Raw genomic sequence first — 14,643 nt, forward strand, 5'->3', positions numbered from 1 at the left:
GGCCGGACGGATGGAGGCTCATTTTTACGAAACTGAACTTTAATCTCTCATTTTGCCGGCGGTCGGGGCACGCTGTGGCCATGGAAAAACGTCCGTTCAGTGAACTGGGCCTCTCGCCCGAGATTTTGAAAGCCGTGGACAAGATGGGATTCGAGGAAGCCTCGCCCATCCAGACCGCGGTCATCCCCTTCGGCATGGCCGGGCGCGACGTCGTGGGCCAGTCGGCCACGGGGTCGGGCAAGACGGCGGCGTTTGCCATCCCCGCGATCGAGAAGGTCGACGTGTCGCTCAAGAAGGTGCAGGTGCTCGTGCTCTGCCCGACCCGCGAGTTGGCGGTGCAGGTGGCCGAGGAATTCGGCAAGCTGGCCCTCTTCAAGAAGGGCCTGATGGAAGTGCCGATCTACGGCGGCCAGAGTTATGACCGGCAGTTCCGCGCGCTGGCGGCGGGGGCGCAGGTCGTGATCGGCACGCCGGGCCGCGTCATGGACCACATGGAGCGCGGCACGCTGCGGCTCGACGCGCTGAAGGTCATCGTGCTGGACGAGGCCGACCGGATGCTCGACATGGGTTTCCGTGACGACATCGAGCACGTGCTCAAGTCGGTGCCCGAGCAGCGCCAGTGTTTGTTTTTCTCGGCGACGATGCCGCACGCCATCCAGGAGCTGATCAAGCGCTACACCCGCGACCCGGAGTGGATCCGCATCGAGTCCCTGGCGCAGAACGCCCCGCAGGTGGAGCAGATCTATTTTGAAGTGGACCGCCGTTCGAAGATCGAGGTGCTCACGCGCCTGATCGACCTGCACGATTTCCGTTTCGGCATCATTTTCTGCAGCACCAAGATCATGGTGGACGAGCTCGACGAGCACCTGCACGCCCGTGGGTACTCGACCGACCGCCTGCACGGCGACATCACGCAGGCGCAGCGCACGCGGGTGATGGACAAGTTCCGCCGCCGCGGCTTCGAGTTCCTCGTCGCGACCGACGTGGCCGCCCGCGGCCTGGATGTGGACGACCTCGAGGTCGTGTTTAATTTCGACCTGCCCAACGATGCCGAGGACTACACGCACCGCATTGGCCGCACCGGCCGTGCGGGCAAGAAGGGCATGGCCTTCACCTTCGTGTCGGGCCGCGAGATCTACAAGTTGCAGGGCATGATCAACTACGCTCGGCTGAAGATTCGGCGCGAACGCGTGCCGTCACTCGACGAGGTCGAGGAGGCCAAGGGCAACGTGTTCTACGAGAAACTCCGCGCCACGCTGGAGGAGAAGAAATTCAAGTCGCACGACCAGATGGTGGACCGCCTGCTGGAGCAGGGGCACACCAGCACGGACATTGCCTCGGCGCTGATCCATCTCATGCAGGGTGACGTCGAGGAGCCGGCCAAGAAGACGGCCAAGGTTCGCGCGGAGCACATCGCGGCCAACGAGAGCCCGGCGCCGTCGGCGCCGGCCCCGCGTCCGGCTCCCGTCCGCCGTGATCCGCCGCCCGCGGCGACGCCCGCCCCTGTGGCCGCGGCTCCCGAGGGCCCGGCGTCCGCCGCGGTGCGTCCGGTCGAAGCGGCCCGTCCGCCCTCCGGCGACAAGTTCGCCGCGCAGAAACGGACTTATGAGCGCAAGCCGCGCACCGGGCGCGAGCCGGGTTACTCGGTCGTTTCCTTCAATATCGGCCGTCAGCATCTGGTGACCCCCGCCGATCTGGTCGGCAAGATCGCCGGCGTCACGCGCCTGCCGGCGAACGTCGTGGGGGCGATCGACATTAACGAGGACCACACCCTCGTGGATGTGGTGAGCGAGCACGCCGAGCTGGTCGTGACCAAGCTGGCCGGCATCCGGATCAAGAACCAGTCCTTGAAGCTGGCTGTCGTGCCACCGCCGGCGGGGTGAGGCGCGGACCCGGTTGGTTGCTCGCGAAGGGGGCGAAGGAAACGAAGGAGGCTTCGTTGACTTCAAACCCCCCGCGAAGCCCCGAGTTGATCAGTGGGTGCAGCCCGGCTGGCGACGAGGCGCAGTTTACCTGTGATCGTAGATCTTGAATCGGTGGCGCGCAGGCTCCACCACTAGGGGCGACATGAAGAGCGCCCCGCTATCCCCTGACACCCACGCCGCCGAGGAGGTGGCACGGTTGCTGGACTTGGCCCCGTTGGAGCAGGAGGGCGGCTTTTTCCGCCGGTCGGCGGAAGCGGCGACCATCCTGCCGGGGAGTGCGCGTCGGGCGTATTCCGTGATTTATTTCCTGATCACGCCGGCCGGGTTCTCCGCGATGCACAAACTGGAGACGGACGAGGTTTGGAATTTCCACTGCGGGGATACGCTCGAATCGTTGCGGCTGGCTCCGGGCGGGGTCGGGAAGGTCGTGACGCTGGGCCTGGACCTGGCGGCGGGTGAGACCCCGCAGGACGTGGTGGCGGCCGGGGTGTGGCAGGGCACCCGGCTCCGGGCGGGTGGCCGGTGGGCGCTGGTGTCGTGTGTGGTGGCGCCGGAATTTCGCTGGAGCGAGTTCACGCTGGGGGACAGGCGCGAGTTGACGGCGGCTTATCCGGGATTTGCTTCGGAGATCCTCGGGTTGACGCGGTAGGGGGAGAACTCCGCAAGATCGTCACGGCCGGTGACTTGACAGGGCGGTGGGGCAGCCATATCGAAGGAACCCGTTGCCTATGGAAGCCGTGCTCGACCAACCGGTCCTCGTGCTGAACCGCCTCTGGCAGGCGGTGAACGTCATTGCCGCGCGCCGCGCCTTCGCCCTGCTGGCCCGGGAGCACGCGCAGGTGGTGCACCAGACGGACGACAATTTCCGCACGTACTCGCTGTTGGATTGGATCAATTTTTCCACCTACAACCCGCCGGCCGAGGAGCTGGAGACGGTGCGCACGATCAACCGGAACATCCGGTTGCCGCGGGTGATCCTGCTGACCTTCTTCGACAAGCTGCCGTGCAAGGAGCTGAAGCTCACGCGCAACAACGTGTTCGAGCGCGACGACGACAAGTGCCAGTACTGCGGCCACGTGTTTGAGCGGGAGGAGCTGAACCTCGACCACGTCATCCCGCGGCATTACGGCGGCAAGACGACGTGGGAGAACATCGTGTGCTCGTGCATCAAGTGCAATTCCCGCAAGGCGAACCGGCTCCCGCACGAGGCGCACATGCGGCTGATCCGCAAGCCGGTGCGGCCGAAGTGGCGGCCGGTCATCAGCCTCGTGCTGGGCAACCACAAGCACGAGAAGTGGAAGGATTTCCTCGACGTGGCGTACTGGAACGTGGAGCTGGAGGAGTAGCGAAGACCACGGTGGGGTCGATCCTTTGCCAAGTCTTCGGATGGCAGGCGCCACACCCAAGGCCGGTGTGGCGCGAGCAAGCTCGCCGCCCACAAAGTGTGGGCTTTGTCTCGTGACACAAATGTCTGTTGCCCGGGCGGTGTCGCGGAACTAACCTGCCCCCATGATCGAATCACTCGTCCTCACCATCATTGCGGCGGATCGTCCGGGTCTCGTGGACCGCCTGGCGGCGTGCGTGGCTGACCACGGCGGCAACTGGCTGGAGAGCCGGATGTGCCATTTGGGCGGGCGGTTTGCCGGCATCGCGCGCGTCGAGGTCGCGGCGGAAAAGCTCACGGCCCTGAAACGGGCGCTGCACGGGCTCGAGGCGGACGGCCTGAGGATCGTGGTGGAGAGCGGAGCCCATTCGACAGGCTCAGGGCAGGCCGCTTCGACAGGCTCAGGGCAGGCGGGTGCGGCGGGTGGCGTCGCGGTGACCATTGAATTGGTGGGCAACGACCGGCCGGGAATTTTGCGGACGGTGACGGGAGTGCTCGCGGCGCACGGCGTCAACGTGGAGGAGCTTTCGTCGGAGTGCGTGAGTGCGCCGATGGGCGGCGGGGATTTGTTTCAGGCCAAGGCCCGGGTGCTGGTGCCCGCCGGAGTGAAGCTGGAAGCAGTGCGCGCTGACCTGGAGAAGATCGCCACCGACCTGATGGTGGATTTGAAACTGCGGCCGGTGGGGTGAAGGGTGGAGGGGAGTAGGGCGGGATTTCCTCCTGTTGCGGTGTGCTCACCGCCCAGGTCCAGTCGCCCAACCTCAGTTGTGGCTGGGAATCCCGCCTTCAATCGAATGCGTCATCGTCATCGCCCAAAGGCGGGGTTCGGCGACCCCGCCCTACAACTGATCCAAGTCGGGGCGTAAAGCCCCTCCCACATTCGGAATGAACCAGCCTCAGGCCGACGGGAGCGGCAGGGTCACGCGCATGGTGGTGCCGCGGGGGCCGGTGTTGCGCAACTGCAGGACGCCGTGGTGGTCCTTCACGATGCGCAGGGCGATGGTGAGGCCGAGGCCGGTACCGCCGGCGCGGGTGGAGAGGAAGGACTCGAAGATGCGGGGCTGGACCTCAGGCGGGATGCCGCCGCCGGTGTCGGTCACGTCGATGTGCACCACGTGGCCCTCGGGCAGGCAGGTGAGGCGGAGTTCGCCGCCCTGGGGCATGGCGTGGAAGGCGTTGAGCGCGAGATTCAGGAAGACCTGCTGGATCTGGCCCTTGTTGACGTCGACGGTGATCGGCTCGGCCGGCGGGGTGTAGTGGAGCTGGACGCCGGCCTGGGCAAGCTTGGCGCGGAGGAGGTGGTTGGTGTCGCTGAGGATGTCGTCGAGGGACCAGCGCGAGTGGAGGCTCGAGGGCGTGCGGGCGAAGGAGAGGACGCGGGTGACGAGGCCCTCGAGCTGCTCGATCTTCTCGGTGATGATCTCAAGGTCGCGCTTTCGCGGGTCGCCCGGGCCGAAGTCGGCGCCGAGGGGGCCGTGGAGGAGCTTGATCACGGTGAGCGGATTCCTGATCTCGTGGGCGATCTCGGCGGCGAGGAGGCCGAGGGTGGTGAGGGTCTCGTTCTTGCGCAGGACCTCCTCGGAGTGGAAGACGCGCGAGTAGAGGCGGGCGTTCTGGGTGGCGACGGCGGCGAAGTTGGCGAGGGCGGTGAAGAGGCGTTTCTCGTCGTCGCTGAAGCGGTGGGCGTGGTTGTGGAAGACGGAGAGCACGCCGGCGGCCTTGCCCTCGAGAAATAGCGGGGTGGCGAGGGCGCTGCAGAGGGTCGGGTCGCGGGGCAGGTCGGCGGCCTCCCGGTAGCGCGGGCCGTCGAGTTGCTGGTACTCGGTGGTGCGGCCGGTGGTGAGGGTGGAGGAGAGGAGGGCCTCGTCGATCGGGATGGTCTGCTGCTGGAGGGCGAGGCCGGCGCTAGCGAGGTCGCCGCCGGCGGACCAGGCGTGGAGGCGGAGCTCGCGGGCGTTGGCGTCGTAGTCGTGGAGCAGGCACAGGCGGGCGTTGAAGAAGGCGCGGCCGCTCTCGGTGATGGCGTGGAGCAGTTCCTCGGGGGCGAGCTGGGCGACGAGGGCGTGGCCGAGTTCGACGAGGGTGGTGAGCTGGGTGGAGTTGGCGCGCAGGCGGTCGAACTGCCAGAGGCGATTGAGGACGGTGCCGGCCTCGTCGGCGAAGCGCATGAGCCGGTCGAGATCGGTGGAGTTGAAGGCGCCGGGCTGGTCCGCGTCGAGATTCACGACGCCGACGATCTGGCCGTCGATGGTGATGGGCGCGGCCATTTCGCAGCAGACCCCGCGGCGGGCGGCGATGTAACGGGGTTCATGGCTGACGTCGGCGACGAGCAGGGGGCGGCCATGCATGGCGACCCAGCCGGTGATGCCCTGGCCGGGGCGGAGGGCGAAGTCACCGGTCTCGGGCGGCAGGCCCTGCTGGGCGGAAATTTCCAGGCTGGCGCTCTCGGGGGTGAGGAGGGACAGCGACCCGCTGTCGGCGGGAAAGGCGGACATGATGGCGGACAGGATGCCGGTCTGCGCGGTGGTGGCGTCGGGGGCGGTGACGGCCAGGGAGGCGAGCGCATGGTGCGCGGCCAGGTCTTTCATCTCTTCCAAACTCATGCGGGGTTAGGGGAGCAGGAACGGACGGGGTTGGGGAGGCTAAACTGGCGGGGAGCCAGGGCGAAGCGCCGGCTGGTCCGGGCGGCGGGTTTGCGGGGCGAATCGATCCCCGCGTTGGGGGCAACGCGTGCCACCCTCAGGCCGGGGCCTCGGCCTTGGCGGGGGTGATGACGGCGCGGAGGGTGTCGCGGAGGACGTGCAGGTGGGATTCCTCGACCGGGGTGTCGCTGCCGCGGGGCTCGATGTAGAAGGTGTCGAGCGCGATGCTGCGCTCGGTGTTGATGCGGGCGAAGGTGATGTCGAAGCCGTGGTCGGAGATCGTCTTGACCAGCTGGTAGAGGAGGCCGATGCGGTCGTGGGCCTGGATCTCGACGATGATGCGCTTGAGCGAGAGCTCGTGGTAGACCTCGACGGTGGGCGGGAAAGTGGCGGGTAGCTCGGAGGGGACGGCCTTGTAGCGGTTGGCGTTGGCGAGGCGCGCGGCCTGGGCGTTGATGTCCGGCAGCAGGTCCTTGTCGCTGACGAGGGCGTCGTCGACCGTGCGGGCGAAGGTTTCCATCGACTTCTGGTTCTGCACGAGGCCGCGGCCGGGCTCGACGATGTGGAAGGTGTCGATGGCGATGTGGTCGGCGCGGGTGGTGATGCGCGCGGAGAGGATGCTGAGGCCGGCAACGCTGAAGGCGCCGGCGAGCTTGTAGAACAGGCCCGCGCGGTCCCAGGTGACGACGTGCACCGTGGTGTAGCTGCGGTTGAGGTCGTCCTTCCACTCGATGACCGGGCGGAGCGGGTTGAGCGAGTCGGCGTTCGAGATCGACTGCAGCAGACGGTTCACCATCTGGATGTGCAGGGTGATCTCGGGCTCGTCGGTCTGGATGAAGTAGCGCTCGGGGAGGAGATTGAAGTGCGCGGTGATCTCGTCCGGGCTGATGCCGGGGATCGTCTGGGCGATGAGGTTGCGGCGGATCATTTCCTTGCGCTCCGAGAGGCGGGATTCGACCTTGTCGCCGAGGACCAGGCGCTCGAGCGTCGTGTCGAAGAGGCGGCGGTGGAGGGAGTCCTTGTAGCTGTTCCAGAGACTCGCCGACGTCCCGTTGGCGTCACAGTAGGTGTGGACGTAAAGGAAGCGAAGCAGGTCGGCATCGCCGACCAGCTCGGCAAAGGCGGCTGAGGAGCTGGGATCATCCAAATCGTGCTTCTGCCAGAAGCGTGCCATGATCAGGTGATTTTTGATGATAAAGTTGACGGTCGCGCGGGTATCGGGGGCCACCCCCAGGCGGTCGAGGACGGGCCCGGCGACGGTCACGCCGGCCTCGGCGTGGCCCTGGATGCCCTCGCTCTTGCCGATGTCGTGGAGGAGCAGGATGAGGTAGAGGAGAGTCGGGCTGGCCGTCGCGTGGAGGACCTCGCGGTATTTCTCGGCGCGGGGATCGGCGGCCGTGAAAATCCTGTCAAGTTCCCGGATGGTGCTGAGGGTGTGGATATCCGCCGTGTAGCGATGATAATACTCGTGCTGTACGAGGCAGGTGAGCGGGGCAAATTCGGGGACAAAGCGGCCGAGCACGCCGAGCTCATGCATGAGCGACAGGGTGGGATAAACCTGGCCGGCCTCCTCGAGAATGGTCTGGAAGCTGAGGTTGGCGTCGGCCGACGCGATGACCTGCTGGGTGATGAGGGGGACAGAGGCACGGATCAGCGCGGCGAGGTCGAGGTCGGGGGTGCAACCGAGCTGCTGGCAGTGGCGGAAGACGCGGATGAGGCGGACGGGGTCCTGCTGGAAGATGTCGCGGTGCTCGTAGGCCAGCTCGCGTCCGCGGATCACGAAGCCGTCGATGCGCTTGGTGCGTTCGTTGCGGCGGGCCAGCATCAGGTTTTTGAGGGAGCCGACGAGACCCGGGGCGGCGGCGACCGTGAGGGCGAGGCGTTGTTCAACCGTCTGGGAGATGCGGTAGATAGCCTGGGCGTGGCGGTAGTAGTCGTGCATGAACGCCTCGACGCGTTCGAGCAGGCCGATCTGGGGGTAACCGAGGCTGGCGGCGAGCCGGGGCTGGATCTCGAGATTGAGCACGTCGGTCGGGTGCTTGCTCATGTAATGGAGCTCGTTGCGCACCCGCATGAGGAAATCGTAGGCCTCCTGCATGGCGCGGAGCTCGGAAACCTGCAGGTAGTTTTGCTGGGCGAGCTCGTCGAGGCGGGTGATGCCGAGGCGCACGCGGGCCATCCAGAGGGTGTTCTGGTAGTCGCGGAGGCCACCGACGCCGTTCTTGATGTCGGGTTCCTGGAGGAAGACGGTGCCGCCGTGCTGGGCGCGGCGGCTGGACTGGTCGCCGAGGCGGGCCACGATGTAGGCCTTGGGGTCGCTCTGGAGGTAGTGCTTCCGGTAGGCGTCGGTGAAGTTGTCGTAGAGGGTGGTGGTGCCGGCGAGGAAGCGGGCCTCGAGGAGGGCGGTCTTGGACTTGATCTCGCGGGCCGCCTCGACGAAGACCTCGCTGAGGGTGCGGGTGGAGTGGCCGATCTTCAGCTTCAGGTCCCAGAGCGGGTACAGTATGCCGTTGGAGAGGTGTTCCTGGAATTTGGCCAGTTCCGGGGTTTTCGGGGCCTCCGGGTAGAGGAACATCACGTCGACATCGCTCAAGGGGTTCAGTTCGCCGCGGCCATAGCCGCCCAGGGCGACGAGGCAAACGGGCACGGGGGGCTCGCCGTGCTGTTGGCGCCAGGCGGCGACGGCGGTGGTAAAGAGGGGGACCAGCAGGCCGTCCATCCGGTCGGAGAGGGCGGCGGCGATCCGCAGGCCCGGAGCCCCGTCCTGGTGCTGGAGGCGGATCCGCGCGCCTTCCTCGTCGAGATAGGCCTTACAGGCGGCCAGCCGGGCGGGCGCCGGGGTGTCGGCGGTGAACACCGGCTGGTGGCGGTTCGAGGTGGCGGTGGGGACAGACATGCGGGCGAGGCTAGATGAACAGTGCAAATCCTTCGGGGGAAGCTGGAAATAGGCGGCCGAGGGAAGTGCGAGGAAAGTGATAATTCTGGTTGACGGAGCAAAACCGAGTTGAATACTCCGCCTTTCTCTCGCGGGTGTAGCTCAGTTGGTAGAGCACCACCTTGCCAAGGTGGACGTCGAGAGTTCGAGTCTCTTCGCCCGCTCCATTTGACTAAGGCGCCCGGTGGCAACACCGGGCGCCTTTTCATGTCCGGATCCCGAGGGGAGATGAAATTCGCATCGGGTTGTGCCTCCGTGGGATGCCGGGCCCGGTCAGGGTGGGGTGCTTCGCCCGGGGGAACCGCAGGGAAGCCTGTTTACGCGCACCGGGCCGCATGGCGCGCCAGCGCGCGGCCCAGCGGGAGGACATACGCATTACCGCGCGGCGGCGGATGACGGTCGCGCGTTTGCGGGGTACCGGTCTCAGAGCGGGCGGACGAGGAGCTCCTCGATAACGGCGCGGGGGGGCAGACTGACGGCCAGCCAGACGCAGGCGGCGATATCCTCGGGCTGCATCATCCGGGCGCGGGCCTCCGGTGGCGGCGGGGTGGGACGTTTGTCGAGCAGGGGGGTGTCGATGTCACCGGGGAAGACCGAGCAGGCCCGGATGCCGTGGCTGCGTTCCTCGGCATTGATCGTCTGGGTGAGGCCGGTGAGGCCGAATTTTGAGACCGCGTAGGCGGCGCCGGACTTGGCGCTGGCGCGGAGCCCGGCCTCGGAATTGACGTTCACGATGGTGCCGCCGCCCTGGCGCCGCAGATGAGGCAGCACGGCGCGCACGCAGTGGAAGGCGCCGTGGAGGTTGGTGGCGAGGGTGGTGTGGTAATCTTCCAGGGAGAGTTCGGCGAGCGCACGGCGCGGGATGTTGGTGCCGGCGGCATTCACCAGGGCGTCGAGCCGGCCGAAACGTTCGTGCGCGCGGGCGACGGTGCGATCCACGGCGGCAGGATCGCCGATGTCGCAGGCGAAGGCGGCGAGGCGCGCGGCGGCGTCCGGGCCGGCCAGCGCGATGGTGGCGGCGAGGGCATCGGCGCGGCGGCCGATCAAGCCGACGGCCCAGCCGGCGGCGGCGAAGCGGAGGGTGCAGGCCCGGCCGACGCCGGAGCCGGCGCCGGTGACGAGGACGGTGGGGGTGGGGGCAGGGGGCATGGGGAAAGGTGGCGCAAAAAACCCCGGCGCGGCGAGGGTGGAATCCGGGTAGGGCGCAGGGAATACCGTCGGAGGTTCGCCCGCGGCGCATTCAAAAACCGCTGGTTTCCCGCGGCTATTTCGGTATCAAGAGCCCGTGAAAGCCTCCGAATTTTTCGCGTTACCCCCTTCGCTGGCCCGGTTTGCGCCCTATTTTTCCGCCGAGGCGGCGCCGTGGGATTGGATCAAGCAGATCGGGGCGGCGTTGGAGAGCGTCGAGTTCGAGGCGGCGGGGTTGAAGATCCCGGCCGGGGTGCACGTGGAGGGCAAGGTGTGGTTGCATCCGACGGTCAAGCTGCCGGCCCATGCCACGATCATCGGGCCCGTCTACATCGGGGCACGGACGGACATCCGACCCGGCGCCTTCATCCGCAACAACGTGATCGTTGGCGAGGGCTGCGTGCTGGGAAATTCCAGCGAGTTCAAGAACTGCCTGCTGCTGGATAGCGTGCAGGTGCCACATTTCAATTACGTGGGTGATTCCATCCTGGGCAATGGCGCCCATCTGGGGGCGGGCGTCATCTGCTCGAACCTCCGGCTCGACCAGAGCGAGGTGACGGTGCGGCTGCCCCACGAGACAGTCCGGACCGGGCTGCGAAAGTTCGGGGCGATCCTGGGCGACCAGGCGGAGGTCGGGTGCAATGCCGTGCTCAATCCCGGCAGTGTCCTAGGCCGGCGCGCGCTGGTGATGCCCACGATGGCCTTCAGCGGCTACCTGCCCCCGGCCACGATCGCGCGGGTGCGGCAGAGTGTGACGATGATCCCGCGGCGGGACTGAGTCCCGGCCCGCGACAGCGGCCTTGCCTTTCAAGGTCGCTCTGACTTTCACTCTCCCTTTCCTCCCTTTTCATGCCCCGCATCCTCACCGGCATCACGCCTTCCGGCACCCTCCATATCGGCAACTATTTCGGCGCGATGCGCCCGGCCATCGAGCTGCAGGCGGGCGGGGACGCGTTTTATTTCATCGCGGACTATCACTCGATGACGGTGATCACCGACCCGGCCGAGCGCCGGGCGTTTTCCCATGGCATCGCCCTGGACTGGCTGGCCTGCGGGCTGGACCCGGCCAAGGCCGTGTTCTGGCGGCAGAGCGACGTGCCGGAGGTCTGTGAACTCATGTGGATGATCGGCTCGCTGACCCCGATGGGGCTGCTGGAGCGGGCGCACAGCTACAAGGACAAGCTGGCCAAGGGCATCGCCCCGAATTTCGGCCTGTTCTCCTACCCGGTGCTGATGGCTGCGGACATCCTGCTTTACGACACCCACATCGTGCCGGTGGGCAAGGACCAGAAGCAACACCTGGAGATGACGCGGGACATCGCGATCAAGTTCAACCAGACGTATGGCGAGGGCACCTTCGTGGTGCCGGAGGAGCGCATCGCCGAGGCGGTGGCGGTCATCCCCGGGCTCGACGGCCAGAAGATGTCCAAGAGCTACGGCAACACGATTGAGATCTTCGGCGACGAGAAGGCGCTGCGGAAAAAAATCATGGGCATCGTGATGGACTCGCGGACCCCGGCGGAGCCCAAGCCGGATGCGGACAAGAACCTCGCCATCCAGCTGCTGAAATTTTTCGCCCCGGCGGACGTGGCGGCGGATTATGAAAACCGGCTCCGGGCCGGCGGCCTGGGCTACGGAGACCTGAAGAAGGCGCTGTTCGAGCACTACTGGAATCATTTTGCGCCCTACCGGGCGAAACGAGCCGAACTGGCGGCCAATCCGGATTATGTGGAACAGGTGCTGCGCGAGGGTGCGCAGCGCGCGCGGGTGGTGGCCGGGCAGGTCATGGCGCGGGCACGGAAGAACTGCGGGTTGCGCTGATTCTGCAGGGCGATCCCGCCCTACAGCTATTTGCCGGCGAGTTTGCCGGCGGCCTTGATGATCTTGGCGGCGAGGGGGAGGGGGAGCATTTCCGGCTTGGTGAAGCGGATGCAGCTCTTGCCGCAGTCGAGGCCGGCGGCCTTGAGTTCCTGGCGGTAGGGGTCGGCGGCCTCAGGGTTCACGTAGAGGCAGAGGTAGTGTTTCTGCTTGTTGAAGGCCCCGAGGTGATAGTCACCGACGAGGTAGGTCGGCATGCGGTATTGCATGGATTCCGTGACCTTGGGGTGGGCCTGCTTGAGGAGGCTGCGGAGCTTCGTGAAGATCGCCCGCTCGGCATCGGTCAGGGTATTGAGAAACCCGTCCACCGTGGTTGCCTTGGAGATCATGGGGGAGATTTGGCGGGGGAAAGTGGGGACTGCAACCGCGCAATCAAAGGGGGAAATGGCCGGCCGGGACGTGCGGCCGGTCTGCCTTTTCCGGTGAGCGGGTCACAAACCCGGGGCGCGATAGCCGGCGGCCATGCTGTCGAGCACGAGCACCCAGTCGGGGCCGAAGGACGGGCTGGTGAAGGTGGCCGGACCCTTGCCCTCGACGATCCCGGCGTCGCGCGCGAAGCCGGTGCGCGGGTCATACCAGCGGACGTGGAGCGGGCCGGGCCGCAGCCGGCCGAGGTCGATTTGCGCGGACTGGTCGGAGGTGGGGAAATAGATGAAGCCGTAGGTGCCGGCTTCGTCGCGGCTGGCAACGAGGTGGCGGGAGCGGTCGGTCTCGCGGGTGACGACCAAGGCGGAATCGGGGATGCGGGTAAAGAAGGGGCGGGATTCGATCAGACGGCGGAGGTGGAGCATCTGTCGGGCGGCGGGGCGCTGCAGGGCGTCGACCCAGTCGCGGTCGGCATAGTTGATGGAGTCGTTGCGCCGGCCGGCGAATTGCCAGACAGCGTGGTGGCCGTAGGTGACGCCGCAGGCACCGGCGAGGACGGAGCGGTAGCATTGCTTGCGCACGTCGTGGTCGCGGAAATAGCCGAGCGCAGGATCCCAGCGCGGCCAGGGGCTGACCGGGTGGTCCTCGTAGTTGGGCTCGAGGTCGAGGGTGGGTTTGGCTGGGGTGAGGGCGTAGTCGTGGGCGATGTTCTCCCAGATGGGCACGTCATGGCCGCCGCCGTGCCCGCTTTGCAGGCCGTTGAGATCGAGCCACGGTTCCTGCCCGAGCGTGGCCGAGGTGCCGCTGCCGCCGGGCGGGTGGTAGAGGGTGAGGGCCTTGGTGCCGAAACCTTCGTGAAGACCGGCGATCATCTCGCGCCAGATGGGGCGCCAGTCGTGGTCGGCGGGGAAGCCGGCGGCGATGCCGGAGGAATTGGGATAATCTCCGGGACGGGACGGATCGAGCACGGCCGGCCGGTCGCCACCCAGCATCCAGATGACATTGCTGCGACCGCGCACTTTGGCGCCGAGGTAACGGCCGTAGGCGCGGGCGACGGGCAGGTTGTCGAGGTGGAAGAGGCGCGGGCCGTCGCCCCAGGGCGCGGTGACCTTGTCGCCCCAGGCGGGGAGGAGCGCGACGTAGAGGCCGAGCGTGGCGGCCTCGTCGACGACCTCGACGAGGCGGTCGAAGTAGGCGGGATTGGGCTGGGTGGGATCGTCGTGGAGGAAGGGTTTTTCGCCGAGGGCGCTGGGGCGCCGGACGCCGTTCATCTCGGCGAGCACATTGGCCTGGATGACGGTGTAGCCCTGGTCGGCGCGGGTGCGGAGAAAGTGGCTGCACTCATCGCGGTCCGTGGCGTGGAGCAGGGCCCAGGCGGTGTCGCCGAGCCAGAAGAACGGGCGGCCGTCGGCGGTCTCGAGGTGGTGGCCGCCGGCGTGAACGCGGACGGCGGGCAGAGCGGCGGAGACGGTGAGGGGCAGCACGAGCAGCAGGACAAACCAGATCAGCCTGCGACCGAGGGGTAGACGGTTTTGCATGCGGGAATCTAGGCAGGCGGTGAGCGCCCGAGCCAGACGAATTGCACCGAGGTCGGCGGAGTGGCGGGGCGGTCCTTGGCGGGTGCGAGCAAGCCAGCGAAGCGCGGGCTCCACCATGGGATACGCTCAGATCACCGGGTAGGCGGGGGCGGGGATGGCCGCGATGCGGTCCATGATGCGCTGGGCGGCGGTCTCATAGCGGGCCTTGCCGGCCGCGGGATCATCGTAGTCGCCGGCCGAAATCGGCGGGCCGAAGACGATGGTCACGGGCGAACCGAAGCTGGGAATGGCCGCGCCCTTGCCGAAAGCCTGGAAGGAGCCGTAGATCCGGCAGGGCACCACGGGCACGCCGGTCTTGCAGGCCATGAGGCCGACGCCGGCCTTGGGTTTGTGGAGCAGGCCGTCGGGCGAGCGCGTCCCCTCGGGGAACAGCACCACGGCGCGGTTTTCCTTCAACGCCTGCAGCACGCGCTTGATGGCGCCGATGTCGCCGCTGTCGCGTTCGACCGGGATGGTTTCCACCTGGTTCAGCCACCAGGCGAAGGCCCGGTTGCTCCAGAGGCTTTTGCGGGCGAAGAAACGCATCTGGCGCGCCACGTGGCAGCCGACGAGTGGCGGGTCAAGGTGGCTGGCGTGGTTCGAGGCGATCAGGAAGGGGCCGTCGACCGGGAAGTTGTCCGTGCCGGCGACGTCGCCGCGGAACCACATGCTGTGGATCGTCGAGGCGAGATAATGGAAGAAGCCGTAGAACGGCGTCAGCTTCATTACGTCGGGCGTGCGGGACATG

The 14,643-nt window shown here is 67.1% G+C and carries 12 protein-coding genes and 1 tRNA gene; 7 read left to right on the forward strand and 6 right to left on the reverse strand.

Going from position 1 to position 14,643, the window contains the following annotated elements:
• Positions 1-80 precede the first annotated feature (80 nt).
• From Verru16B_RS11910 to Verru16B_RS11925, 4 genes are all read left to right on the forward strand, one after another.
• Entirely contained in the window at positions 81-1,883 is a 1,803-nt protein-coding gene (locus Verru16B_RS11910; protein WP_069962487.1) for a DEAD/DEAH box helicase, read from the forward strand.
• 184 nt (positions 1,884-2,067) lie between these two features.
• Positions 2,068-2,574, forward strand: a complete 507-nt coding sequence (locus Verru16B_RS11915; RefSeq protein ID WP_069962488.1) for a cupin domain-containing protein — start codon at positions 2,068-2,070, stop codon at positions 2,572-2,574.
• Between the two features lie 79 nt (positions 2,575-2,653).
• Positions 2,654-3,271, forward strand: coding sequence for an HNH endonuclease (locus Verru16B_RS11920; RefSeq protein ID WP_069962489.1), 618 nt, complete (start codon positions 2,654-2,656; stop codon positions 3,269-3,271).
• A gap of 166 nt (positions 3,272-3,437) precedes the next feature.
• Positions 3,438-3,998 carry an ACT domain-containing protein gene (locus tag Verru16B_RS11925; RefSeq protein WP_069963727.1) on the forward strand — a complete coding sequence of 187 codons (561 nt, stop codon included), beginning with the start codon at positions 3,438-3,440 and terminating at the stop codon, positions 3,996-3,998.
• A gap of 207 nt (positions 3,999-4,205) precedes the next feature.
• Here Verru16B_RS11925 and Verru16B_RS11930 read toward each other — a convergent pair whose 3' ends face one another.
• Positions 4,206-5,912, reverse strand: coding sequence for a GAF domain-containing protein (locus tag Verru16B_RS11930; protein WP_069962490.1), 1,707 nt, complete (start codon positions 5,910-5,912; stop codon positions 4,206-4,208).
• A 136-nt stretch (positions 5,913-6,048) separates the two neighbouring features.
• Positions 6,049-8,847: a [protein-PII] uridylyltransferase gene (gene glnD / locus Verru16B_RS11935; RefSeq protein WP_069962491.1), complete on the reverse strand. Its 2,799-nt coding sequence runs from the start codon at positions 8,845-8,847 to the stop codon at positions 6,049-6,051.
• A gap of 130 nt (positions 8,848-8,977) precedes the next feature.
• On the opposite strand from glnD, the gene Verru16B_RS11940 reads away from it, so the two are divergent.
• Positions 8,978-9,053: transfer RNA gene (locus Verru16B_RS11940), tRNA-Gly, on the forward strand.
• A 256-nt stretch (positions 9,054-9,309) separates the two neighbouring features.
• Here Verru16B_RS11940 and Verru16B_RS11945 read toward each other — a convergent pair.
• Positions 9,310-10,035 carry an SDR family oxidoreductase gene (locus Verru16B_RS11945; protein WP_069962492.1) on the reverse strand — a complete coding sequence of 242 codons (726 nt, stop codon included), beginning with the start codon at positions 10,033-10,035 and terminating at the stop codon, positions 9,310-9,312.
• 136 nt (positions 10,036-10,171) lie between these two features.
• On the opposite strand from Verru16B_RS11945, the gene Verru16B_RS11950 reads away from it, so the two are divergent.
• Both Verru16B_RS11950 and trpS read left to right on the forward strand, forming a co-directional pair.
• The gene (locus tag Verru16B_RS11950; RefSeq protein ID WP_069962493.1) at positions 10,172-10,852 is read left to right on the forward strand and encodes an acyltransferase; all 681 of its coding nucleotides are present in this window, start codon (positions 10,172-10,174) and stop codon (positions 10,850-10,852) included.
• A 71-nt stretch (positions 10,853-10,923) separates the two neighbouring features.
• Entirely contained in the window at positions 10,924-11,895 is a 972-nt protein-coding gene (trpS, locus tag Verru16B_RS11955) for a tryptophan--tRNA ligase (RefSeq protein ID WP_069962494.1), read from the forward strand.
• Positions 11,896-11,921: 26 nt separating this feature from the next.
• Here trpS and Verru16B_RS11960 read toward each other — a convergent pair whose 3' ends face one another.
• The 3 genes from Verru16B_RS11960 to Verru16B_RS11970 form a co-directional block, all read right to left on the reverse strand.
• Positions 11,922-12,281, reverse strand: a complete 360-nt coding sequence (locus Verru16B_RS11960) for an iron chaperone (RefSeq protein ID WP_069962495.1) — start codon at positions 12,279-12,281, stop codon at positions 11,922-11,924.
• A 102-nt stretch (positions 12,282-12,383) separates the two neighbouring features.
• Complete coding sequence (locus tag Verru16B_RS11965; protein ID WP_083270314.1) at positions 12,384-13,856, reverse strand: glycoside hydrolase family 140 protein; 1,473 nt, start codon at positions 13,854-13,856, stop codon at positions 12,384-12,386.
• 126 nt (positions 13,857-13,982) lie between these two features.
• Positions 13,983-14,642 carry a lysophospholipid acyltransferase family protein gene (locus Verru16B_RS11970; protein WP_237023407.1) on the reverse strand — a complete coding sequence of 220 codons (660 nt, stop codon included), beginning with the start codon at positions 14,640-14,642 and terminating at the stop codon, positions 13,983-13,985.
• Position 14,643: the final 1 nt, after the last annotated feature.

This window comes from Lacunisphaera limnophila (assembly GCF_001746835.1).
GTDB lineage: Bacteria > Verrucomicrobiota > Verrucomicrobiia > Opitutales > Opitutaceae > Lacunisphaera > Lacunisphaera limnophila.